Source organism: Pseudoalteromonas prydzensis (genome assembly GCF_011050055.1).
Taxonomy (GTDB): domain Bacteria; phylum Pseudomonadota; class Gammaproteobacteria; order Enterobacterales; family Alteromonadaceae; genus Pseudoalteromonas; species Pseudoalteromonas prydzensis_A.
The window spans coordinates 14602-35512 of the sequence record NZ_DRGM01000005.1; the positions used below are offsets into that span (position 1 = coordinate 14602).

At 41.4% G+C, this 20911-nt stretch carries 26 protein-coding genes; 18 read left to right on the forward strand and 8 right to left on the reverse strand.

Translation table 11 applies throughout. From position 1 onward, the window contains the following. Positions 1 to 64: 64 nt before the first annotated feature. The 10 genes from ENH88_RS00215 to ENH88_RS00260 all read left to right on the forward strand — a co-directional run bounded on the left by ENH88_RS00215 (position 65) and on the right by ENH88_RS00260 (position 5110). Positions 65 to 745, forward strand: a complete 681-nt coding sequence (locus ENH88_RS00215; protein ID WP_304178241.1) for a flagellar brake protein — start codon at positions 65 to 67, stop codon at positions 743 to 745. A 442-nt stretch (positions 746 to 1187) separates the two neighbouring features. Then, positions 1188 to 1400, forward strand: a complete 213-nt coding sequence (locus ENH88_RS00220) for an EF-hand domain-containing protein (protein WP_304178243.1) — start codon at positions 1188 to 1190, stop codon at positions 1398 to 1400. 74 nt (positions 1401 to 1474) lie between these two features. Continuing rightward, a complete protein-coding gene (locus ENH88_RS00225; protein ID WP_192541292.1) occupies positions 1475 to 1687 on the forward strand; it encodes a calmodulin in 213 nt (70 codons plus the stop codon). A 77-nt stretch (positions 1688 to 1764) separates the two neighbouring features. After that, positions 1765 to 1983 (forward strand): calmodulin, encoded by a 219-nt coding sequence (locus ENH88_RS00230; RefSeq protein WP_304178246.1) that lies wholly within the window; start codon positions 1765 to 1767, stop codon positions 1981 to 1983. A 148-nt stretch (positions 1984 to 2131) separates the two neighbouring features. After that, a complete protein-coding gene (locus ENH88_RS00235; protein ID WP_304178247.1) occupies positions 2132 to 2344 on the forward strand; it encodes a calmodulin in 213 nt (70 codons plus the stop codon). Positions 2345 to 2521: 177 nt separating this feature from the next. Then, positions 2522 to 3115 (forward strand): DUF998 domain-containing protein, encoded by a 594-nt coding sequence (locus tag ENH88_RS00240; protein WP_304178249.1) that lies wholly within the window; start codon positions 2522 to 2524, stop codon positions 3113 to 3115. A gap of 88 nt (positions 3116 to 3203) precedes the next feature. Next, positions 3204 to 3623: a GNAT family N-acetyltransferase gene (locus tag ENH88_RS00245; RefSeq protein ID WP_304178251.1), complete on the forward strand. Its 420-nt coding sequence runs from the start codon at positions 3204 to 3206 to the stop codon at positions 3621 to 3623. Between the two features lie 14 nt (positions 3624 to 3637). After that, positions 3638 to 4108, forward strand: a complete 471-nt coding sequence (locus ENH88_RS00250; RefSeq protein WP_304178253.1) for an OsmC family protein — start codon at positions 3638 to 3640, stop codon at positions 4106 to 4108. A 505-nt stretch (positions 4109 to 4613) separates the two neighbouring features. After that, a complete protein-coding gene (locus tag ENH88_RS00255; RefSeq protein ID WP_304178254.1) occupies positions 4614 to 4826 on the forward strand; it encodes an EF-hand domain-containing protein in 213 nt (70 codons plus the stop codon). Positions 4827 to 4894: 68 nt separating this feature from the next. Further along, positions 4895 to 5110 carry an EF-hand domain-containing protein gene (locus tag ENH88_RS00260; protein WP_304178256.1) on the forward strand — a complete coding sequence of 72 codons (216 nt, stop codon included), beginning with the start codon at positions 4895 to 4897 and terminating at the stop codon, positions 5108 to 5110. A 76-nt stretch (positions 5111 to 5186) separates the two neighbouring features. On the opposite strand, the gene ENH88_RS00265 is transcribed toward ENH88_RS00260, so the two are convergent. The 5 genes from ENH88_RS00265 to def form a co-directional block, all read right to left on the reverse strand. Next, positions 5187 to 7337, reverse strand: coding sequence for a TonB-dependent siderophore receptor (locus ENH88_RS00265; protein WP_304178257.1), 2151 nt, complete (start codon positions 7335 to 7337; stop codon positions 5187 to 5189). A gap of 200 nt (positions 7338 to 7537) precedes the next feature. Next, a complete protein-coding gene (trkA, locus tag ENH88_RS00270) occupies positions 7538 to 8914 on the reverse strand; it encodes a Trk system potassium transporter TrkA (RefSeq protein WP_304178259.1) in 1377 nt (458 codons plus the stop codon). Positions 8915 to 8931: 17 nt separating this feature from the next. Further along, on the reverse strand, positions 8932 to 10221 hold the full coding sequence (gene rsmB, locus ENH88_RS00275) for a 16S rRNA (cytosine(967)-C(5))-methyltransferase RsmB (RefSeq protein WP_304178261.1): 1290 nt from the start codon (positions 10219 to 10221) through the stop codon (positions 8932 to 8934). Next, the gene (gene fmt / locus ENH88_RS00280) at positions 10214 to 11167 is read right to left on the reverse strand and encodes a methionyl-tRNA formyltransferase (RefSeq protein ID WP_304178262.1); all 954 of its coding nucleotides are present in this window, start codon (positions 11165 to 11167) and stop codon (positions 10214 to 10216) included. Before fmt ends, rsmB begins: the two co-directional genes overlap by 8 nt. Positions 11168 to 11193: 26 nt before the next feature. Then, entirely contained in the window at positions 11194 to 11700 is a 507-nt protein-coding gene (gene def / locus ENH88_RS00285; RefSeq protein ID WP_304178264.1) for a peptide deformylase, read from the reverse strand. Between the two features lie 118 nt (positions 11701 to 11818). Between def and ENH88_RS00290 the strand changes: the two genes are divergently transcribed. The 6 genes from ENH88_RS00290 (at position 11819) to hemF (ending at position 16723) form a co-directional block, all read left to right on the forward strand. Further along, on the forward strand, positions 11819 to 12940 hold the full coding sequence (locus tag ENH88_RS00290; RefSeq protein WP_304178265.1) for a LysM peptidoglycan-binding domain-containing protein: 1122 nt from the start codon (positions 11819 to 11821) through the stop codon (positions 12938 to 12940). A gap of 29 nt (positions 12941 to 12969) precedes the next feature. After that, entirely contained in the window at positions 12970 to 14052 is a 1083-nt protein-coding gene (gene dprA / locus ENH88_RS00295) for a DNA-processing protein DprA (RefSeq protein WP_304178267.1), read from the forward strand. Positions 14053 to 14083: 31 nt separating this feature from the next. After that, a complete protein-coding gene (locus tag ENH88_RS00300) occupies positions 14084 to 14557 on the forward strand; it encodes a DUF494 family protein (protein ID WP_304178268.1) in 474 nt (157 codons plus the stop codon). Positions 14558 to 14630: 73 nt separating this feature from the next. After that, positions 14631 to 15203, forward strand: coding sequence for a DNA topoisomerase family protein (locus ENH88_RS00305; RefSeq protein WP_304178270.1), 573 nt, complete (start codon positions 14631 to 14633; stop codon positions 15201 to 15203). Positions 15204 to 15236: 33 nt separating this feature from the next. Continuing rightward, a complete protein-coding gene (locus tag ENH88_RS00310; protein ID WP_304178272.1) occupies positions 15237 to 15803 on the forward strand; it encodes an L-threonylcarbamoyladenylate synthase in 567 nt (188 codons plus the stop codon). Between the two features lie 2 nt (positions 15804 to 15805). Continuing rightward, on the forward strand, positions 15806 to 16723 hold the full coding sequence (hemF, locus tag ENH88_RS00315; RefSeq protein ID WP_304178274.1) for an oxygen-dependent coproporphyrinogen oxidase: 918 nt from the start codon (positions 15806 to 15808) through the stop codon (positions 16721 to 16723). Positions 16724 to 16773: 50 nt separating this feature from the next. On the opposite strand, the gene ENH88_RS00320 is transcribed toward hemF, so the two are convergent. Both ENH88_RS00320 and ENH88_RS00325 read right to left on the reverse strand, forming a co-directional pair. Continuing rightward, positions 16774 to 18375, reverse strand: coding sequence for a methyl-accepting chemotaxis protein (locus ENH88_RS00320; RefSeq protein WP_304178276.1), 1602 nt, complete (start codon positions 18373 to 18375; stop codon positions 16774 to 16776). Between the two features lie 99 nt (positions 18376 to 18474). Next, positions 18475 to 18903 (reverse strand): group II truncated hemoglobin, encoded by a 429-nt coding sequence (locus ENH88_RS00325; protein ID WP_304178278.1) that lies wholly within the window; start codon positions 18901 to 18903, stop codon positions 18475 to 18477. 66 nt (positions 18904 to 18969) lie between these two features. Here ENH88_RS00325 and aroE point away from each other — a divergent pair, with 66 nt between their 5' ends. Both aroE and ENH88_RS00335 read left to right on the forward strand, forming a co-directional pair. Further along, positions 18970 to 19794, forward strand: coding sequence for a shikimate dehydrogenase (gene aroE / locus ENH88_RS00330; protein ID WP_304178279.1), 825 nt, complete (start codon positions 18970 to 18972; stop codon positions 19792 to 19794). Then, positions 19791 to 20045: a DUF1488 domain-containing protein gene (locus ENH88_RS00335; RefSeq protein WP_304178281.1), complete on the forward strand. Its 255-nt coding sequence runs from the start codon at positions 19791 to 19793 to the stop codon at positions 20043 to 20045. The genes aroE and ENH88_RS00335 overlap by 4 nt, the downstream gene beginning before the upstream one ends. Here the strand turns inward: ENH88_RS00335 and ENH88_RS00340 are convergent. Beyond that, complete coding sequence (locus ENH88_RS00340; protein ID WP_304178283.1) at positions 20042 to 20575, reverse strand: gamma carbonic anhydrase family protein; 534 nt, start codon at positions 20573 to 20575, stop codon at positions 20042 to 20044. The genes ENH88_RS00335 and ENH88_RS00340 overlap by 4 nt on opposite strands. Positions 20576 to 20911: the final 336 nt, after the last annotated feature.

Consider the following 20911-nt stretch of genomic DNA (forward strand, 5'->3'; position numbering starts at 1 on the left):
TTAGGTTTAAACACTGTACAGGTTGTTATTTGTTCTTAATTAATTATGTGTAGTTGGAAAGTAAATGCCAAAAACAAGACAACAATTAAATTTAGAAAATCTCGCGCTGATCACTGCCGGTAGTATTGTTGATGTTGAAATATTAACACCAACAACCAGTAAACGTATTAAAACGGAGTTTGTTGGCTTACTGCATGACCGTTTTGTGATTTTAAATTACCCAACTGCAAAGCGTTTAAGTAATGCTATTGAGTACCTTAAAGATGGTGTGGTGGTAATTGTCAGAGCAGTGCTTGAAAGTGGTGGCGGGCAAGTTATCGCATTTCGTCAGCAAATTATGTCGGTATCATCTCACCCAGCTCGACTTATTTATTTAAACTTCCCAACTCAAGTGCAATTATTTAGTTTACGGTCAGAAACCCGCATTCCCACTTTGTTAGCTGCCAAAATAAAGCTCTGTGATGAACGCGAGCTACATGGCGTAATTAAAGATATCTCCGTAACTGGGGTGATGTTTGATGTAAAAGGCCTGGATGATCTTAGTGAATTAAAAAATACCCAGTGTAATATTGTGCTCGATGAAAAAAATAAAGGCATTACTGAGTTTAGCGGGCAAATATGCAGTATTAAAAGTCGAGCTGCGGGCGCGCAGTTTGGAATTCAATTAACTGCCAGCGAAGACGAAATGAAAGCCTTTATGAAAGATCACTTGATTGACCTCTCAGTGCTCGCGCCACTAGTCTAAATCTGCTGATATTCGCTATTTTGCAACAAAATAGCGAATATCGCGCACTTCAACTTAATTCCCGCTAATTTATTTTTATTGTCATTTCTTATCAATTACTTAACTTTATTTACTTGTTTCTATTGTTACTTTTTGGCGTGTTAATTCCGCTACTTGTTGCTTTGTTTGCGTGTAATAAAATGCACTTTACTTAATTTGCGTCTTTTTTATTGTTTTTAATTCATTGATTTTTAATGTGAAAACTTTTAACTCATATTCTGTGTTGCTAAATAGCAACAAAAAACCGTGAAAAACCCTTATAAGAAGCAAGTTTTAATTTTAACTTGCTGATTTTAAATCGTTTTTAAAATGTGGCACTGAAGTTGTAATAGTCTAGTTGTACTGAACGAAAAGGTGATTATCACTAACGTTCGAAACCATAAGCATTGAAGGAATATTAATTATGAACACATTAAATAAAACATTAGCACTTATCGCACTAGCATCTTCATCAGTGGCATTTGCTGGTACTGACTTTGACACATTAGATGTTGATGGCAGCGGCACTATCAGCCAAAGCGAAGCGTCAGTAGATGCAGAGCTAATGAGCAAATTTGCAGAGCTTGATACTGACGGCAACGGTGAGCTTTCAAGAGAAGAGTTCTCTAAAGCGTAATTTAGGCAGCAGTTTCACAACAGGGATCCCTGAAAAGGACTTCCACTCTTAATTGATTTGTAAGGAATATAATTATGAACACATTAAATAAAACATTAGCACTTATCGCACTAGCATCTTCATCAGCGGCATTTGCTGGTACTGACTTTGACACATTAGATGTTGATGGCAACGGCGCAATCAGCCAAAGCGAAGCATCAGTAGATGCAGAGCTAATGAGCAAATTTGCAGAGCTTGATACTGACGGCAACGGTGAGCTTTCAAAAGAAGAGTTTTCAAAAGCGTAATACAGCTTTGTGACAGGGAACCGTGAAAGGGATTTCATAGCACCACATTCATTATCTCAGGTACAAGGAGAAAAATTATGAACGCACTAAGTAAAGCGGTAGTGCTCATTGCATTAACCTCTTCATCAGCAGCATTTGCTTTTGAAGCGTTAGACTTCGATACGCTTGATGTTGATGAAAATGGTGTGATCAGTCAAGTTGAAGCATCAGAAGATGCTGAGCTTTTAAATAGCTTTGCAGAACGTGATACTGACCAAAACGGTGAGTTATCAAAAGAAGAGTTTTCAAAAGCTTAATAACCTAATACTGAGTTTATCCTGAGTTGCCAAAGACAACCTAAGTAGGAAAGGAACCTATGATAGAGGATAACAAGGAAGGCTTTGCTCGCGTTGAAAATCAGTATTGAAACCAATTTTTTGATAGTACATTGAAGGAATATTAATTATGAACAAATTAAATAAAACATTAGCACTAATTGCACTAGCATCTTCATCAGCGGCGTTTGCTGCTACCGATTTTGATACGCTAGATGTTGATGGTAACGGCGCAATCAGCCAAAGCGAAGCATCAGTAGATGCAGAGCTTATGAGTAAATTTGCTGAGCTTGATACTGACGGCAACGGTGAGCTTTCAAAAGAAGAGTTCGCAAACGCGTAATTAAAGCTTCGCGCACAAGGAATCTAAAAGGATTTTACATTGATTACGTTCAAAAGCAGCCAATACCCCCGGGCTGCTTTTTTTCTGTCTGGGTATTACGCATAACAAGGCATCTAGTTTACAGTTTAACTAAATCAGCTTATTATCAAGCTCTTAATTCAAGCATGGACGTTGATTATGTTAAGTTACCTTGGCTTATACTCTGCATTAATTGCCAGTATCTGGATTGCTGTTGGGGTGTATATCGCTGGTAGGTGTTATCCAAACTATAGCCATGCAAAGCAATTTTGCAGCGAGCTCGGCGCTGTTGGCAGTCCCACAGAAAAACTCTCTCCTATTATTAATAACTACCCACTTGGTTTATTGTTTTGTTTATTTGGCTGGTATGTATTGCAGCTGGAAAATGCCCCTCTATTAATTGCGTTGGTCGGTTGGTTAACCATAAGCCACGGTGTCGCTACTTGGTTTGCTGGGTACTTCCCAATGGATGGCGATCCTCAAACAAAAACACCGACTTTGAGTTGTCGAATTCACTCTTGGGCTGGCTTGGTAATGCTGATGTCTTTGCTGATTGCGCCAATTCTTGTTGCTGTAAGTTCATATACCAGTATTTCATTTCGGCTTTTTTCAATTTTGTGTGTGTGTATTACCTGTTACTTTTTAGTTTTGTTGACGCAAGCATTTAAGCAAAAAGGCAGTGTAGGCACTTATCAACGATTATCTTATGGTGTTCAGTTGTTGTGGTTGAGTGCATTTTCGTTGGTGCTTTAATTTAATGTTAGATTTCAACAGTAAGTGTTGCTTTGTAAAACGCTTAAGCAAAGGTGAATCAAATATTGAATGACGGAGATTAGGCTTAGTGAAAAGTGTTAGCTATAACGTGGAACTGAGATGTCCATCTTTAGAAGAATTTTGTTTATTAAGAGAGAAGGTCGGTTGGGGTAAAGTCAACGCTGATCTGGCAAATACTAGTTTAAACAACTCGTTATTTCATGTAGTGATCCGACAGGAGGGGCTACTTGTTGGTATGGGTCGTGTAATAGGTGATGGTGGTTTATTTTTTTATATCCAAGATGTTGTTGTCGATCCTGACTTTCAAAGGCAAGGTATTGGTGCGTTGATTATGGATAATATAGAAATGTATTTGGCTGGGGCAGCAAAAAAAGGTGCAACCATCGGACTACTCTCAGCTAAAGGTAAAGAATCTTTTTATGCTCGTTACGGATATTTTAGTAGGCCGGATAAAATGTTGGGCTGTGGGATGTGTAAATTTACTTAGGATGAAAAATTTCAATGTCTGAATATGTAGCAAGTGTTGTCTGGTCTCGCCAAGCAGAAGAGTTGTTTATTGATAATAAATATAGCCGAGCTCACCAGTGGCAGTTTGATGGCGGGGCAAGGGTTGCTGCATCTTCTTCTCCCGATATAGTGCCATTACCGTATTCGGTTGCCGCAAATGTTGATCCAGAAGAAGCGTTTATTGCTTCGCTATCTAGCTGTCATATGCTGTTCTTTTTATCGATTGCGGCAAAAAATAAATTTACGGTTGATAGCTATCAAGATGACGCGGTTGGTTTGATGCAGCGCGCAAGTGATGGGCGTATGTCGATGACTCAAGTAACTTTAAAGCCCTGTGTGAAGTTTGCTAGTAATGAGCAACCGAGTGCAGAGCAATTAGAAGAAATGCACCATCAGGCTCATGAGTTATGTTTTATCGCCAATTCGGTGAAAACAGAGATTGTGATTGAGATTGTTGGTGCTTAATTAAATTGTAAGCATACCCAGAGCGTTAAAACTGCAATGTCGTTGCTATTGTTTCGCACAATGGCAACAAAACACGAATTTTCAAAAACTAACTGCGTTTTTATTTTTTACTTACCAAAATAAATTTAATTTTCCCTTACAATTCAGATTGTTAATTTATGAAAAATATTTAGCTTTTATCAGTTAAAATATCTGTTCAGTTGCGGTTAGGGAGGTCGTCTTTGAAAAAGCCGCTATTATCAGCATTATTTCTTGAGTTGTGTCATTTTTATAATGTTTAACCATTTGATTTATATGAGCTTATAAATTAACGCGTAAAGTGTGTTGTTAAACTGCAACAGAATATTCCTTCTAAATTCCTCGAAAACATCAAAAGCTAGTGTAACATTATGATTTTTAATGGTAATAAATTGTTGGCATCGAAGTTGTAATACTCTAGTTGTCTTGAACGAAACGGTGATTATCACTTAAGTTCACAACCATAAACTTTGAAGGAATATTTATTATGAACACATTAAATAAAACATTAGCACTTATCGCATTGGCATCTTCTTCTGCAGCATTTGCTGGTACTGAATTTGATACATTAGATGTTGATGGCAATGGCGCAATTAGCCAGCAAGAAGCATCTGTTGATGCCGCTATTTCGGCTAAATTTACTGAACTTGATACTGACCAAAATGGTGAGTTATCAAAAGAAGAATTTTCAAAAGCGTAATTTCAGTTTCCACAAACAGGGATCTCTGAAAAGGATTTCTCTCATTTTAAATTATTAGGAATAACACTATGAAACATATTAATACAGCACTTGCCATTATTGCCCTAGCGGCTTCATCAACTGCGTTTGCTGCAGTTAGCTTTGATACTTTTGATACCAATGGTGATGGCGTGATCAGCCAAAAAGAAGCATCAGTGAATGCACAGCTAGTTGAAATATTTGCTGATTTAGATACGGATAGCAACGGTGAATTATCAAAAGAAGAGTTTGCCAAAGTACAATAAACGGATAGCAATAATACTCCTCCACAAAAAAGCAGCTTAATTAAGCTGCTTTTTTGGTTAACTTGACTGTGGCTGGTTATAAACTGTAGTCAAACTGCAGTGACAATTTTCGCGGGCTGCCGTAGCGATACTGGTTGTAAAAACCGATTTGGCTGTAATACGTTTTATCAAATAAGTTATCGACATTTAAGCTCACGGCCATTTGCTGATTAATCTGATAGCTTGCCATTAAACTGGCTACACCATAAGCTTTTTGTGCAACTTCAACCGTGCCAAATACGGGGTTTTTTACCTCATCGTAGCTGCGACTTTGCCAGCGATAACCACCGCCGATTGTTACTCCCTGTAAGCTATCGCTTAATTGATAACTGGTGAATAATTTAAACTGATCTTTTGGATTGGTGGTATTTAAAGGTGTGCCATCGGGTTGCTCACCTTCACTGTGGGTATAACCGAAATAAGCATTCCAAGCATCGCTTAATGCGCCATTGAGCTCGAACTCAAAGCCTTCAGTAACCGTGCCGTCAATCGGTTGGTAAATTGCCTGTAAAGTATCTGCAATGGTTTCACCAGTATATTCCCCCCAGTTATCTTGATGGATTTCAAAACCAGACAATGACAGCTCTAAGCGCTCATTTAGCAGTGAAGCCTTGAGCCCCACTTCATAATTTTTACCTTGAATTGGCGCTAAGTAATTGCCATTTTCGTCAACACGGCTTTGTGGTGTGAATATATCAGTGTAATTGCCGTACAGCGCCCAACTTTGATTAATCGCATACGTGATGCCGAGGTAATTAGTCAGTTCATTATCTAACTCATAATCATGCACGCTACCAAAGTTATCTTGTGCCGTTTGCCATTGGTTTAAGCGGCTACCTAAAATAACCGATAAATCATTGGTTAAGTTAAGCTGAGTGGCAAAGTAAAGGGCACTTTGCTGCGTGGTACCATATGAGCCAAAGGCTGGCGTGGCTTGCCAGTTAGGTTTTGGATAGTCGTAATTTGCTGCGCTAAAGTCACCAATAACAGTGGCTTGTTGTTGCGCAGCAAAATAGGGCGTTGAGAAATCTTGCTGTTGATCATTGTATCCAAAAAGTACTTGGTGGTTTTGCCCAAACCAATTAAATTGGCCTGTTAACTCTATTTCATAGGTGCGTTGTATGCGTTTAGCGTCAATATAGTTTAACGAGCCAGGCACCATGCCGATATTTGTTTGTGAGTCAGGGTTACCAGTAGCCCAAAATACATCGTAATCTAAGTCGTTATTACCATAGATGTAGCTTGCACTTAGCTGCCAATTAGGATTGAAGTAGTGCTCAATCTTCATAAAGCTATTTAATGCTTGAGTTTTGGATGATGACCAACTTGGCGCGGTAGATGCCTCTCTGGCGTAGTTGGTGCGGCTGCCATCACTATAAAAAATAGGCAATCCGCCAGACATAGTGCCTTTTGGAGTGGTTGTTTGCGTATCAAGGGCGAAAGTAAATAGGGTATTATCGGTTAAATCTGCTTCAATAATGCCATATAAAGTACTGCGACTTTGCGAGAAACGATCTTGGTATGACTGTTGATCTTGGTAGGCGGCCACGGCACGACCACGCACACTTTCGCTGTCATTTAAGCTGCCGGATAGATCAATTACACCGCGATAATTTTGCCAAGAGCCCACTGATGCACTGAATTTCACTTGGTTTTGTACGGTTGGGCGCTTGCGTATTAAATTAATTGCCGCGGAGGGATTACCTGCACCAAGCATTAACCCTGTGGCACCGCGAACAATTTCAATTCGCTCATAAATCGCGGTATCTGTTAAGTTATCGCCGTAATTAAATCGGGTATCATAGGTTGTTGCTATGCCATCATATAAAATACTGGTAACGCTAATTCCCCGGGCTGAAATTGAATATTTACCGTTGTCGGCTTCTCGAGCGTTGATGCCTGTTACGCTGGTGATGGCTTCAATAGCGCTATTTAATTGTTGATCGGCCATAAATTCACTGGTGATCGCGATAACCGATTGCGGAGTTTGTAGGTGAGACAAATCTAGTCCCGTAGCTGAGCTCATTGAGCTGACCTTATAGCCGCTATTTTGCTCGCCAACAATGGTGAGTTTTTCAATGTCTGTTTTTGCTTCGGCATGTGCATTAGCCGAGAGTCCACACAAAAGAATACTAATAACGCTGCAATATGTAGCAGAAAGAGGCGTGTTTAAAGCTGGGTGCATCATCTGAGGAAATCCATTTAATGTTAAATAAGGTGAAATTAACTTTTCACAGAAAGAGTTGCTGCTTGATTATCAAACAGCAGCAGGGTAATGGATTTAGGTACGGAAGTAAATGCTTTTGATATTGATTTTCATTTGCATGCTTGGGGTGGGAATTCACCTTTCGATACTTTAACCTTGTTTCGAAAGGTGAGTAGTGGCTTTTATAAAAAGATAGCGCTAACTTGGAATAGTTTTTCAACGACATTAATATGTTTTTTATCGATCAAAAACATAATAACGTGGTCGCCCGAGTGAATAACCGTATCATCGTGAGCAATGAGTACATCATCGTTACGAACAATCGCGCCAATAGTGGTACCTGCTGGCAGCTTAATATCAGCAATTGCCCGACCCACTACTTTTGAGGTGTGTTCATCGCCATGGGCCACCGCTTCAATGGCTTCTGCTGCGCCTTTACGCAATGAATACACATTAACAATATCGCCACGGCGAACATGTGTTAACAAGGCTGAAATAGTCGCTTGTTGTGGTGAAATCGCAATATCAATTTCGCCACCTTGCACTAAATCAACATATGCACCGCGCTGAATAAGTACCATGGTTTTTTGCGCACCCATGCGTTTGGCCAGCATGGCAGACATGATATTTGCTTCATCATCATTGGTAACGGCAATGAATACATCAACTTGTTCAATATGCTCTTCTGATAGCAACTCTTGATCAGACGCATCACCACAAAACACTACTGTGTTATCAAGTACTTCTGATAATTGTTCGGCGCGTTCTTTATTACGTTCAAGTAATTTTACACTGTGGTTTCTCTCAAGGGAGCGAGCAAGCCCTGCACCGATGTTACCGCCACCTGCAATCATAATTTTTTTGTATGAACGTTCTAGTTTTTGTAGTTCGTTCATTACTGCGCGAATATGTTTGGTGGCCGCAAGGAAAAATACTTCATCATCTGCTTCAATGACTGTGGTACCTAGCGGCTTGATGGCTTTACCTTGGCGATAAATCGCAGCAACGCGGGTTTCAACGTTGGGTATGTGCTCTTTTAATGCAGATAGTGCATAACCTACCAGTAAGCCGCCGTAGTAGGCTTTAACGGCTACAAGCGAGAGCATACCATCACCGAATTCCAATACTTGTAATGCGCCGGGATAATCAATCAAACGACGAATATACTTAGTCACTAATTGCTCTGGTGCAATGTAGTGATCAACAGGTAAATCATCGTTTTGAAAGAGCTTTTCGCGGTACTTTAAGTATTGCTCTGAGCGAATTCGGGCAATTTTAGTTGGTGTATTAAAAATACTATAAGCGACTTGGCAAGCGACCATGTTCACTTCATCTGAACTGGTCACTGCGATGATCATATCGGCGTCTTCCGCACCGGCGCGGCGTAATACATCAGGGTGAGCACTGTGGCCTGTGACCCCCTGTAGATCGTATTTATCTTGTAACTCACGTAATCGGTTGCCATCAATATCTACAACTGTGATTTCGTTTTGTTCACCTACCAGGTTTTCAGCGAGTGTACCGCCTACTTGCCCTGCACCGAGTATGATTATTTTCATGGTTTACTAAAAGCTTCTTATGAGTGTGTTTTTACAAGCTTGGCATAATAAAATCCGTCACTCTCGCCTGGCAGCAACTGCAGCCCAGGGTTGCTTGGGGTATCGTTATCATGAAGCGGAATATGTTCTACATCGTTATTATTTGCTAAAAACTTAGCTACTTGCAGCTGGTTTTCTTGCGGTAATACTGAGCAGGTTGCATAAATTAGCGTGCCGCCTGGTTTTAATAAAGGCCAAATGCTATTTAAAATATCGCCTTGTAATGTCGCTAGATCATTAATATCAGACGCACGACGTAGCCATTTTATATCTGGATGACGACGAATTACACCCGTTGCCGAGCAGGGCACATCTAGTAATATACGGTCAAACTGACGCTCATCCCACCATTTATGTGGTTGTGACGCATCGGCACACTGTAAATCGGCACCTAAACCAATACGTACCAAGTTTTGCTTAACGCGTTCAAGGCGAGTGGCATCACTATCCAATGCCAGTACATCGGCATCTGCGAGCTCTAAAATATGACACGTTTTACCGCCAGGTGCTGCGCAGGCATCTAAAATATGCTCGTCGGCTTTTGGCTCTAAAAAGCGTGCTGCAAGTTGCGCTGCGGCATCTTGTACTGAACATGCGCCGCTGTCGAATTCTGGCAACGAGAATACATCACGTGGCTTATCTAATTTAATACCATCTGGAAAATCAGGGTTTAGTGTATGTTCAATGTCATTAGCCGTGAGCATTTCGCTATATTCAGCGGTGCTATATTGCGCCTGATTAACTCGCAACCACATGGGTGCTTGTTGCTGATTGGCTTCTAGCAGTGCTTGCCAAGAATCAGGATAAGCGTCTGTTACTTGTTTGATAAACCAGTTTGGGTGGTTGTATAAACACACTGGTATTTGCTTGGCTTGTTCTTCTAGCTCTGCTTGTTGGCGTTGAAAACTACGTAAAATAGCGTTGATCAAACCTTTTAAACCTAATGCACGCAATTGCTCTAAGGCATTAACGGTTTCGCTGATGGCAGCATGCGGTGGAACCCGCATATGTTGTAGTTGGTAAATACCAACATACAGCAAGAACTGGAAAATACGGCGCTTGCCTTTAAGCGGTTGCTCAACTAAGTGTTGGCAATAGTTATCTAAACTTGGTAAATAACGCAATACGCCATAGCAAATTTGTTGCAAAAGGGCTTTATCTTTAGGCGATAAACCTTGGCTTGCAAACGGTAGCTCTTGATTGAGTGACGCGCCTTTATCAACCACGTTATATAAAGTTTCGGCGGCCAGCGCCCTGACATTACTCATTGTGTTCGCCTATTAGTGTGCCAGGGGTTACCCAGTCTGCTCGACCATTTAAAAAGTCAGTAATGGCCATTGGCTTTTTGCCTTGTGGCTGTAGTTGAGTGATATTCAGTGCATTAGTCCCGCAGGCAATCACAATACCGTGTTTATCACTTTGTAGCACAGTACCGGCATTACCTTGTTGTTCAACAACATTGGCTTGATAGATTTTAACCGTGTTGTCGCCCATTTGTGTAAAGCACACTGGCCAAGGATTGAATGAGCGGATATTACGCTCTATTTGCGCCGCGTCCATCGACCAATCAATATTTGCTTCTTCTTTCGATAGTTTTTTAGCGTAATTGGCAAGTGCGTCATTTTGTACTTGCGGGGTAATTTCGCCATTGGCTAGTTTAGCAATGGTGTCGATTAATGCACCCGGGCCCAAATCGGCAAGCTTAGTGTATAAACTAGCGCTGGTCTCAGCGGCATCAATAGGGCAGCGGCTGATGTGTAACATATCGCCGGTATCTAAGCCTTCATCCATTTGCATGATAGTGACGCCGGTCTCTTCATCGCCCGCCCAAATTGCGCGTTGAATCGGTGCGGCGCCACGCCAGCGTGGTAAAATTGAGCCATGTACATTTAAACAACCAAGCCGTGGCGCATCTAAAATAGCTTTAGGCAGTAACAGGCCATAGGCGACCACAATCATGATGTCGGCATTTAAGCTGCTTAATTCGCTAAGTGCGTCGTCGCTTTTTAATGATGCGGGTTGGAAAACGGGTAAATCGTGCTGTAAAGCAAGTTCTTTTACTTCACTGGCTTTGAGTTTTTTACCGCGCCCAGCGGGACGATCTGGTTGGCTGTAAACACCAACTATTTGATGCTCTGAATCAATTAGAGCCTGTAAATGGCGGGCAGCAAAATCGGGCGTACCGGCAAAAATAATGCGTAATGGTTGTGTCACTGAAATTCCTAATTATTACTAAGGTATTATTGCGCTGCTAACTTAGCTTCTTTTTCAAGCTTTTTACGGATACGTTGGCGCTTTAGTGGCGATAAATAATCGATAAATAATGTGCCTTTTAAGTGATCTAATTCGTGTTGAATACAAATCGCTAATAACTCATCGGCATCTAAGCTGAACTCTTCGCCCTGTTCGTTCAGTGCGGTCACAGTGACGGTTTCTGCACGGTCAACTTTTGCATAAGAGTGAGGTACCGATAAACAGCCTTCTTCACTTACGGTGTTACCATCTTGTTTAGTGATAGTAGGATTGATCAGTACTAATGGCTCATTACGTTCTTCAGAGACATCAATAACCACAATTCGTTGATGAATATCGACTTGTGTGGCAGCTAACCCAATGCCGTTTTCATCATACATAGTTTCCAGCATGTCTTTAACAATTTGGCGAACTTGATCGTCAACTTGAGTGACTTCTTTTGCTATAGTACGTAAACGCTCATCTGGAAATCTTAAAACTTCTAACCTAGCCATAGTAACCTTTTTCACTTGTGCTTAATTTAGGGTATTGTATGCTCTTATTTTAGCCATTCGCGTTCACCTTTAACAGGTTTTGGTTGATAATAATGAAAAAACACCACAAGGAAGCTCAATGAAATACCCATTATTTGCGACAATGTTGGCATTAAGTGTAACTTTTCCATCGTTAGCTGATGTATTAACAATAAAAAAAGATGCGCCTAAACAATACGTTGTAAAAAAAGGCGATACATTATGGGATATTTCAGGAATTTATTTGCAAGAGCCGTGGCAATGGCCTGAACTTTGGCAAATGAACCCACAAATTAACAACCCGCACCTGATTTATCCGGGGGATGCGCTATCTTTGATCTATGATGAGCATGGCAATCCGCGTTTGGTGGTTAATTCTGGCTATAAAAAGCTTTCTCCACATGGTCGTATTACACCAAAAGGTAAAAATGCGATCCCTACGTTACCACTTGAATTATTGCGCCCTTACCTGACCTACGAGCAGGCAATTGATGCAAAAGAAATTGCAGAGAAACCGTATATTCTAGGTGCCAATGTTAATACTAAAATGAACACTGAAGGGCATATTGTTTACGTTAAAGGTGATTTAGAACTTCACGAGGCATACGCAATTTATCGTAAGGGCCAAGAGTTTATTGATCCAAAAACGAATGCAGTGCTCGCCAATAATACGCAGTTGGTGGCTGTGGGTCGCGTATTTAGAAAGGGTGACGTAGCTAATGGTGTGCCTGCTTCAGTTAAACTTGAACAGGTTAAGCAAGAAATTAAACCGGCCGATTTTTTAATGCCCGCAATGGATGGGCAGTTATTACCAGCCTATTTTAATATCCATCGTCCTGAGCAACGAGTAAACGGAACAATCATAGCATCAGTAAGTGGTTTGCGAGAATTCAGCACAATGGACATTGTAGTGCTAAACTTAGGGTCAGAGCAGGCAATTAAAGAAGGCCATATTTTAGATATTGAGCGTCAATCACCGACGGTTTTTGATGGTCGTAATGGTCCGCGTTATAAAGAAGATTCAAATAGCCTTGAAAAATTAGTGACAGATACCAACGAATTTTTTGGCGTTGAAGCAGATGAAGACACGCAAGTGTGGCATATGCCAAAAGAAAAGGTCGGTGAGTTAATGGTATTTAAAGTTTATAACAACGTTAGCTACGCTTTAATCGTAAAAAACCAGCACCCAATCCGAGTCGGTGATTTTGCAGTTATAAATTAATTCAGGTTTGAGTGCTCTAAGGAGGGAGCATGAAAGATTCATCAGGCAAGCTAAGCCATTCGCTTGCCTTTTATTTATGCAAAGGTTTAGGGGTGAAAACCCTACTCGCATTAGCGCAAAAGCAGCCACTTGATACTCTATTTAAGTTGTCTCATAAGCAACTTATAGAATGTGGTTTAAGTCCGCAGGTAGCCAGTAATTTACTCGCCACTGATTGGCGGCAGGTGGACTATTACCAAACGCTAATTAACCAATCACAGATAACCGCAATTGATTATTTTGATCCACTGTATCCGCCTTTACTGAAAGAAATTGCCGCCGCGCCCTTATTATTGTTCTGCCGTGGCAATGTGGAGTTACTACATAGCCCGCAAATTGCGATTGTTGGCAGTCGCAATGCGACGCCCATCGGGCTGGAAATTGCAGCTGAATTCGCTCATCAACTGACTCTAGCTGGGCTCACGGTTACTTCTGGAATGGCACTAGGTATAGATGGTGCCGCTCACAAGGGGGCGTTGGCAGGCAGTGGCAATACCATTGCTGTGTTAGGGACCGGTGTGGATGTTGATTATCCTAAACGGCATAAATTACTCACCGAGCAAGTTTGTGAGCGGGGGTTATTGGTGAGTGAGTTTTTGCCCGGCACGGCCGCAAATGCTAATAACTTTCCACGGCGCAACCGTATAATATCTGGTTTATCGCTTGGGGTATTAATTGTTGAGGCGCAAATCAAAAGTGGATCGCTGATCACTGTGCGCTATGCGTTGGAGCAAAATAAAGAAGTGTTTGCCGTACCTGGCTCAATAAAAAACCCACTCTCCGAAGCCAGTCACTTTTTAATTAAACAAGGAGCAAAGTTGGTGGAAAATGTCAGTGATATTCTCGATGAAGTGAGCTTTTTTTGTGAAAACAGTCTATATAATATAGAAGAGCTAACAGTTGATGAAGTTGACTGCCAAGTACTCAACAGTGTTGGTTATGAAGTGACAGCAGTCGATTTAATTGCTCAACGTAGTCAGTGGTCAATAGATAAAGTACAAGCTCGTTTGCTTGATCTTGAGCTAGAAGATCGGGTAGAACGTGTATTAGATGGCTATATTAGAATTCGATAAGCTTTAGTGTACTAGTTTGGAGGAAAGTAATATGTTCGATATCCTCATGTATTTGTTTGAAAACTATATTCACAGCGAAGCAGAAATCTTTGTTGAGCACAATGAACTGACTGACGAGTTATTACGGGCTGGCTTTAATAAGCCCGAAATATATAAAGCGCTTGATTGGCTTGAGCAGCTTGCTGACTTACAGCACAGTGATGAATTTCCTTACTTAAATGCCCATCCACAGCATGCAGTACGCATTTTTACTGATAGCGAATGCCAGATGCTCAGTACTGAGTGTCGCGGTTTTTTAATGTTTGTTGAGCAAGTTGGAGTGATCAATAGCGCCACCCGTGAGATGGTGATGGACCGTTTATCCGCGTTAGACAAGCCTTATATATCACTTGATGATCTTAAATGGGTCGTACTAATGGTATTGTTTAATGTGCCAGGATCGGAGCAGGCTTACGCGCAAATGGAAGAGCTTATTTTTGATGAGCCAGCAGAGGTGCTACATTAAGCCTCTGCTGCGCTTGTATCTTTAATTAGTTTGGGTATATTAGGCGAAAATTAGCCAGCTGCTTAGGAAACACATGAGTAAAATCGACCAATCGCTTTTCTCTGCAAACCAACATGCCTTAGAAAAAGAATACGAAGTCTGCCCGCAATGTGGATCAGAGCTTGTAATTCGTAATAGTAAGTCAGGTCCTTTCCTTGGTTGTGCAAGTTACCCTAAATGTGACTTTATTCGCTCGCTTGCCCAGCATGATAATCACCAAATTAAAGTGCTAGAGGATAGCCCATGCCCAGAGTGCGGCAATCCATTAGTGGTTAAAAGTGGTCGTTATGGCATGTTTATCGGCTGTACGGATTATCCCAATTGTCACTATATTGCGCATGATGAGCCCGAGCCTAATGAAGAAGTCCTGCCTGCTTGCCCTAAATGTAAAAAAGGCCAGTTGGTCGCGCGTAGTAATAAATTTGGTAAAACCTTTTATTCATGCAACAGCTACCCAAGTTGCAAATATACGTTGAACTTCAAACCCATTGCACATACTTGCCCAGCATGTCAGTGGCCGGTGATGATGCAAAAGCAAATGACCAATCGTGTTGTGTTACAATGCCCGCAGAAAAGTTGTTCGCATAAACTCACTGTCGATCAATAATTACCCGCTTATTATTAGTATTGGAGATTTTTTGTGACTGATTCAACCTCAGTTCCTGTGACTGCCGTTGCTGCGTTAGAGCAAGGTGGCGTTATTGTTTATCCTACAGAAGCCGTTTATGGTTTAGGTTGCGACCCTGATAATCAACACGCGGTCGAGCGCTTGTTGGCAATAAAACAGCGCCCAGTAGAAAAAGGCCTGATTTTAATTGCTGATAACTACGGGCAATTATTAAAGTACGTTGATGACGCAAAAATTCCCATGGATAAGCGTGCCGATATTTTTTCGCAGTGGCCTGGCGCTATAACCTGGGTGATGCCTGCAGCTAAAAACACGCCAAAATGGCTAACCGGCCAGTTTGATACAATTGCCGTACGAGTCACAAACCATCCAACGGTAAAGCAGTTATGCCAACAGTTTGGTAAACCGCTAGTATCTACCAGTGCGAATTTATCAGGGCAAGACACCGTGACCAGTATTACAATGGCGAAAACAGAGTTTGGCCAACAAGTGGCGTTTTATGTTGATGCAGCACTCGGTGGCAACACTCAGCCAAGCACCATTAAAGATGCCATGACAGGCAAAGTATTTAGAGGATAAACATGCACAGTAATTTACTAGAGCAAGTAAAAACCTACCTTATGGCCCTGCAAGATACAATTTGCCAAGGTTTAGAACAAGCCGACGGTCAAGCGCAATTTGTAGAAGACAATTGGCAACGTGCCGAGGGCGGTGGCGGTCGTACTCGAGTAATCCGTGATGGCAATGTAATAGAGCAAGGTGGAGTAAATTATTCTCATGTCTTTGGTGCCTCAATGCCAGCGTCGGCAACAGCGCATCGTCCTGAACTTGCCGGTCGTAGTTTTCATGCTTGCGGCGTATCTTTGGTGATCCATCCAAAAAACCCACATATTCCGACCAGCCATGCCAATGTACGCTTCTTCATTGCAGAAAAAGCAGGCGAAGAACCGATTTGGTGGTTTGGTGGTGGTTTTGACTTAACGCCATTTTATCCAGTGCTTGAAGATGTTCAACATTGGCATCAAGTCGCACATGAGCTATGCGCGCCGTTTGGCGACGAGGTTTACCCTAAATATAAAAAATGGTGTGACGAGTATTTTTACCTTAAACATCGCGATGAAACGCGCGGTGTCGGCGGTTTGTTCTTTGATGATTTGAATGAAGCCGGGTTTGAGCAAAGCTTTGCCTTTATGCAAGCAGTAGGTAATGGCTTTTTAGGTGCTTATTTACCTATTATTGAACGTAGAAAAGCAACCCCATTTACTGAGCAGCAACGAGACTTCCAACTTTATCGTCGTGGCCGTTATGTTGAGTTTAACTTAGTGTGGGATCGTGGCACTTTATTTGGCTTGCAAAGTGGCGGACGTACAGAATCAATATTAATGTCGATGCCGCCGCTAGCGCGTTGGGAATATAACTATACACCCGAAGAAGGCAGTGCTGAAAATAAGCTATACGCTGACTTTTTAAAACCAAGAGACTGGTTAGGGCTAGCATAGAAAGCAGTGTGCCAGTCAATATCTGCTTTATTGACTGGCAACTTTAAGTATTACATCAATTTAAAGCTTCTTACTTGCTCATCCAGTGAACGCGCTAGATTTAACAGCTCCTCACTTACTTTTTGGTTATCGTTAGCATCCACTAATGACCGCTCAGCGTTATCACTAATACCAATAACACTCCTATTTATTTCCTCTGCGGCTAAGTTTTGCTGTTCTGTTGCGTCGGCTATTTGAATATTAAGTTGATTTATTTCATTCATCTGCATAGAAATATCTTTTAAAGCTTGAGCAACATTTTTTACTTGTTGCGCTCTAGCATCAGCTTCCTCACACGATTCACCCATGGTTTTAACCGTTTGCGCTGCTTCGGATTGTAGCTTGTCGATTGTGCGACGAATTTCATCAGTGGATGCATGGGTACGAGTTGCCAACGTACGTACTTCATCAGCCACCACAGCAAAGCCCCGCCCAGCTTCACCTGCGCGTGCGGCTTCAATCGCAGCATTAAGAGCTAACAAATTGGTCTGTTCAGCAATACTGCTAATCACTTCGAGTACTTTTCCTACCTCAAGTGTTTGTACTTGTAGTTGACTTACTTGCGCTGCAGCTTGGCGAACATCGTCTGCCAATTGATTAATACTGAGTTCGGTTTGTTCAGCAACATGCATACTTTGTTGTGCCAGTTCATTACTGTTCTCTGATTTTTCAGAGGCAAAGTGGGTGGTGTTTTTTACTTCATTAGAGGAGCTCTCTAGTTCATTTATAGCTGCAGCTACGGAGTCTGTATTTTTCTTTTGCTCTAAAATAGCGCGCTCAGTAGCATCCGCTGAGGTATAAATTTTTTCTGCAGAGTGGATCAATACTTTTGATGAATGGGATACTTGAGCAATATTATCTTTAAAGGTGGCGATCATCTTATTAAAGCTGGTGGCGAGCCAACCCAGTTCATCTTCCGCGCTATCGTCAATTCGCAGGCTCAAATCTTTGTTGGTTGTAGCTAAATGCATAGCATGACCAAGCTTTTTAAGGCGGACAATAAAAATTTGTCTAAACATAATGCCCAGTAATACAAAGGCAATAATAAAAATAATAGAGAGTAATGCGGTATTTACTAGGGTGTTGTAAGTCACAGTGTTATCAATATCAGCTAATGAGTAACTAATTTTAACTACGCCGAGTACATCACCTTCTTGTACTTGATGACAGCCAAGGCAATTAGTGCCTTTATAATCGCTACTGGCAAACATCGGGCGTAGGTAAGTCATGCTGCGGCTGTTATTTTGCTGATCAATCAGCAATGTTTCCTTGCCTTTTAAGGCCTCGCGTTCGATATCGTTGCTGGGTGCTTGATTTTTATTGCCAGGCCCATAAAGTTTATTAACAAGTGGGGAGCGAATAATATGCGCATCTTCAATATTTGGGTGTTTGCGTAGCTTTTGGCTTAATAGCTCTCTATTTGCCATGGTGCCTGTGAGCATTAAAGTGTTAATAGAGTCAAAGTAGTTATCAGCAAGAAGCTTAATATTTTCTGCAACTGTGTCTTGCGCAAGCGTTCGTTGTTGGCTTGAGCTACTAAGAATACTGGCAATTAACACAATAATGCCTGTTAGGGCTAATAGGGCATAAATTTTATGTTGGATTGATTTCACACGCACGACGCTTTTTCTAAATATTTGATCACGTATTATCTATATTTAAAAAAAGGTCGTTTTGACTTAGCGCAAATAGCGTGCAGTTAAAGAGCCGTGCTAGGACTGATTGATCATATGACTGGCAAGTTGCGCCAAAGATTTACGTAACCCTTCTCGTAATAAGGGATTATCAATTTCCACATCTAACGCTTTATTCATGCAGTACATCCATTGATCACGTAAGTCCTGATCGATCGGAAATGGCATATGGCGTTTACGCAGCATAGGGTGACCATGTTTTTCAACAAACAAGTCTGGGCCGCCTAACCAGCCAGATAAAAACTCAAAAAACACTTGGCGAATACGATCCAATGGTTGAGGATGCATATCATATAACGGTTTGGCGTATTCATCGCTTGCCATTATGTCGTAGAATCTATTGGCTAGGGCGCGCGCGCCTTGTTCGCCACCCATAATTTGGTATGGGGTTTTTTCTGGTGTTGGTGCTTCTGGTTGTTTCGATTTTGAGAAAAGTCGTTTAATCATAAAGTTATCATCGTTAATAAGCAGTAATGTACGAGGTAGATTACTGCACAAAGAGGTTGCTCGAATATGGACAAATATGCGGTTTTTGGAAATCCCATCAAACACTCAAAATCACCCGCGATACATACGCAATTTGCAACCTCACTAGGTGAACAAATTGAATACAGCGCAATATTAGCACCGATTGATGACTTTAAAAAAGCGCTGACTGAGTTTTTTGCCAACGGCGGGAAAGGGGCTAATGTTACAGTGCCATTTAAAGAGCAAGCATTTGATCTCGTTGCTGAGCGCACCGAATTGGCAACCATTGCAGGGGCTGTGAATACAATAAAGTTATTAGACGATGGCCGTTTATTGGGTGATAACACCGATGGTATTGGCTTTGTGAATGATTTACTTGCAAATAACGTGACTATAAAAGATAAGCGAATTTTACTTATCGGTGCTGGTGGTGCTGCGCGTGGTGTTGTACTCCCTTTGTTGGCGCAACAACCCCTTGAAATAATTATAGTTAACCGCACAGCAGCAAAAGCAAAAGCATTAGCTCAGCTGTTTGCACAATATGGCGAAGTGACAGGTTTTGGATTTGATGATTTACCAGTAAGTGATTACTCACTAATTATTAATTCAACATCTAGCAGCATGCTCGGAGAGTTACCGGCATTAAAACAACAGCACTTAGATAGCTGTAATTACGTTTATGATATGTTTTACTCACAGCAAAACACACTGTTTATGCAATGGGCGCAGGATTATAAAGCGGATATTAAAGTATTAGATGGTAGCGGTATGCTAGTGGGCCAAGCAGCACAAGCCTATTTTGTATGGCGCAACAAAATGCCTGAAATTCTGCCCGTGGTTAAAGCATTAAAATCAGGAGAGCTGAAATGAACCAAGCGATTCAATTTATAGATCGCATGGAGTTTAATGCGCAAGCTCAGCTTTTAACCTTTTACGCGCAAGTGAACGGTTTAATGGTGGAATGCATTATTGATACGCAAAGCTTAGCTATTTCAGATATTGAATCAGCAAAGCAGCATTTTGACATGCTGCGCTTTGATTATGAAGAACTTGCCGAGCAACAAATCGAAGATGAAGCGTATAACTCGGCAGGACAAATCATTGTTTCAGTGCTGAGTTAATCCTCAGCTAAATATTCATCTTTAAGCTCAACATAATTAGTTGCTGATATTTTTAAAAAGCTAAGCTCTTGCTCTGTTAAGGGTCTAGCTTGTTTTACTGGGCTGCCAACGTATAAAAAACCAGATTCTAAACGTTTATTAGGTGGCACAAGAGAACCTCCACCGATGATCACATCATCTTCTACAATAGCGTTATCCATCACTATGGCACCCATACCTACTAATATACGGTTCCCTAAGCGACAACCATGTAGCATCACTTTATGCCCTACGGTTACATCGTCACCAATAATTAATGGATAGCCATCGGGATTACTTTTACTGGCACGAGTTAGATGCAATACGCTGCCATCCTGTATATTTGTACGCTCTCCAATTCGTATATAGTTAACATCACCACGGGCAGCAACTAGAGGCCATACACTACTGTTGTCTCCCAAAGTAATATTACCGACTAAAACGGCAGACTCATCAACATAGACTGATTGATTAAAGGTAGGAGTCATTCCTTTATAAGAGCGGATTGTCATTCGAGCACCTAAAAATATTGGAGTAAGTAATACGAGTGTACCAGCAGAGCCTATAAAATGGCCAGAGGGGAGCTGCTTTGTTCAGAAAATTATCGCTTTTGATGCCTTTAGCTCGTAAAACAGACGAACAGCACTTTATTTGAAGTTTTCTTCAAAAAACGCTTGCGTAAAATCCGCCGCGCCCTATAATGCGACCCCACTGAGACGGCAGAGCGCAACGCATAGCGGGGCATCAGCTACTTAGTAAGTCGAGTAAAACTTGAGTTTAGATTTTTTAGAAAGTTTAAATTTAAGTGTTGACAAAAAAATAGGAAAGCGTAATATGCGCAGCCCTAG

Coding starts and splice junctions, on each gene's coding strand:
- ENH88_RS00255 (WP_304178254.1), top strand. CDS start 4,614: ATGAACACATTAAATAAAACATTAGCACTTATCGCATTGGCATCTTCT.
- ENH88_RS00225 (WP_192541292.1), top strand. CDS start 1,475: ATGAACACATTAAATAAAACATTAGCACTTATCGCACTAGCATCTTCA.
- dprA (WP_304178267.1), top strand. CDS start 12,970: ATGAAAGATTCATCAGGCAAGCTAAGCCATTCGCTTGCCTTTTATTTA.
- ENH88_RS00265 (WP_304178257.1), bottom strand. CDS start 7,337: ATGATGCACCCAGCTTTAAACACGCCTCTTTCTGCTACATATTGCAGC.
- ENH88_RS00335 (WP_304178281.1), top strand. CDS start 19,791: ATGAACCAAGCGATTCAATTTATAGATCGCATGGAGTTTAATGCGCAA.
- hemF (WP_304178274.1), top strand. CDS start 15,806: ATGCACAGTAATTTACTAGAGCAAGTAAAAACCTACCTTATGGCCCTG.
- rsmB (WP_304178261.1), bottom strand. CDS start 10,221: ATGAGTAATGTCAGGGCGCTGGCCGCCGAAACTTTATATAACGTGGTT.
- aroE (WP_304178279.1), top strand. CDS start 18,970: ATGGACAAATATGCGGTTTTTGGAAATCCCATCAAACACTCAAAATCA.
- ENH88_RS00240 (WP_304178249.1), top strand. CDS start 2,522: ATGTTAAGTTACCTTGGCTTATACTCTGCATTAATTGCCAGTATCTGG.
- ENH88_RS00305 (WP_304178270.1), top strand. CDS start 14,631: ATGAGTAAAATCGACCAATCGCTTTTCTCTGCAAACCAACATGCCTTA.
- ENH88_RS00340 (WP_304178283.1), bottom strand. CDS start 20,575: ATGACAATCCGCTCTTATAAAGGAATGACTCCTACCTTTAATCAATCA.
- ENH88_RS00215 (WP_304178241.1), top strand. CDS start 65: ATGCCAAAAACAAGACAACAATTAAATTTAGAAAATCTCGCGCTGATC.
- ENH88_RS00230 (WP_304178246.1), top strand. CDS start 1,765: ATGAACGCACTAAGTAAAGCGGTAGTGCTCATTGCATTAACCTCTTCA.
- def (WP_304178264.1), bottom strand. CDS start 11,700: ATGGCTAGGTTAGAAGTTTTAAGATTTCCAGATGAGCGTTTACGTACT.
- ENH88_RS00220 (WP_304178243.1), top strand. CDS start 1,188: ATGAACACATTAAATAAAACATTAGCACTTATCGCACTAGCATCTTCA.
- trkA (WP_304178259.1), bottom strand. CDS start 8,914: ATGAAAATAATCATACTCGGTGCAGGGCAAGTAGGCGGTACACTCGCT.
- ENH88_RS00290 (WP_304178265.1), top strand. CDS start 11,819: ATGAAATACCCATTATTTGCGACAATGTTGGCATTAAGTGTAACTTTT.
- ENH88_RS00235 (WP_304178247.1), top strand. CDS start 2,132: ATGAACAAATTAAATAAAACATTAGCACTAATTGCACTAGCATCTTCA.
- ENH88_RS00260 (WP_304178256.1), top strand. CDS start 4,895: ATGAAACATATTAATACAGCACTTGCCATTATTGCCCTAGCGGCTTCA.
- ENH88_RS00300 (WP_304178268.1), top strand. CDS start 14,084: ATGTTCGATATCCTCATGTATTTGTTTGAAAACTATATTCACAGCGAA.
- ENH88_RS00250 (WP_304178253.1), top strand. CDS start 3,638: ATGTCTGAATATGTAGCAAGTGTTGTCTGGTCTCGCCAAGCAGAAGAG.
- ENH88_RS00325 (WP_304178278.1), bottom strand. CDS start 18,903: ATGATTAAACGACTTTTCTCAAAATCGAAACAACCAGAAGCACCAACA.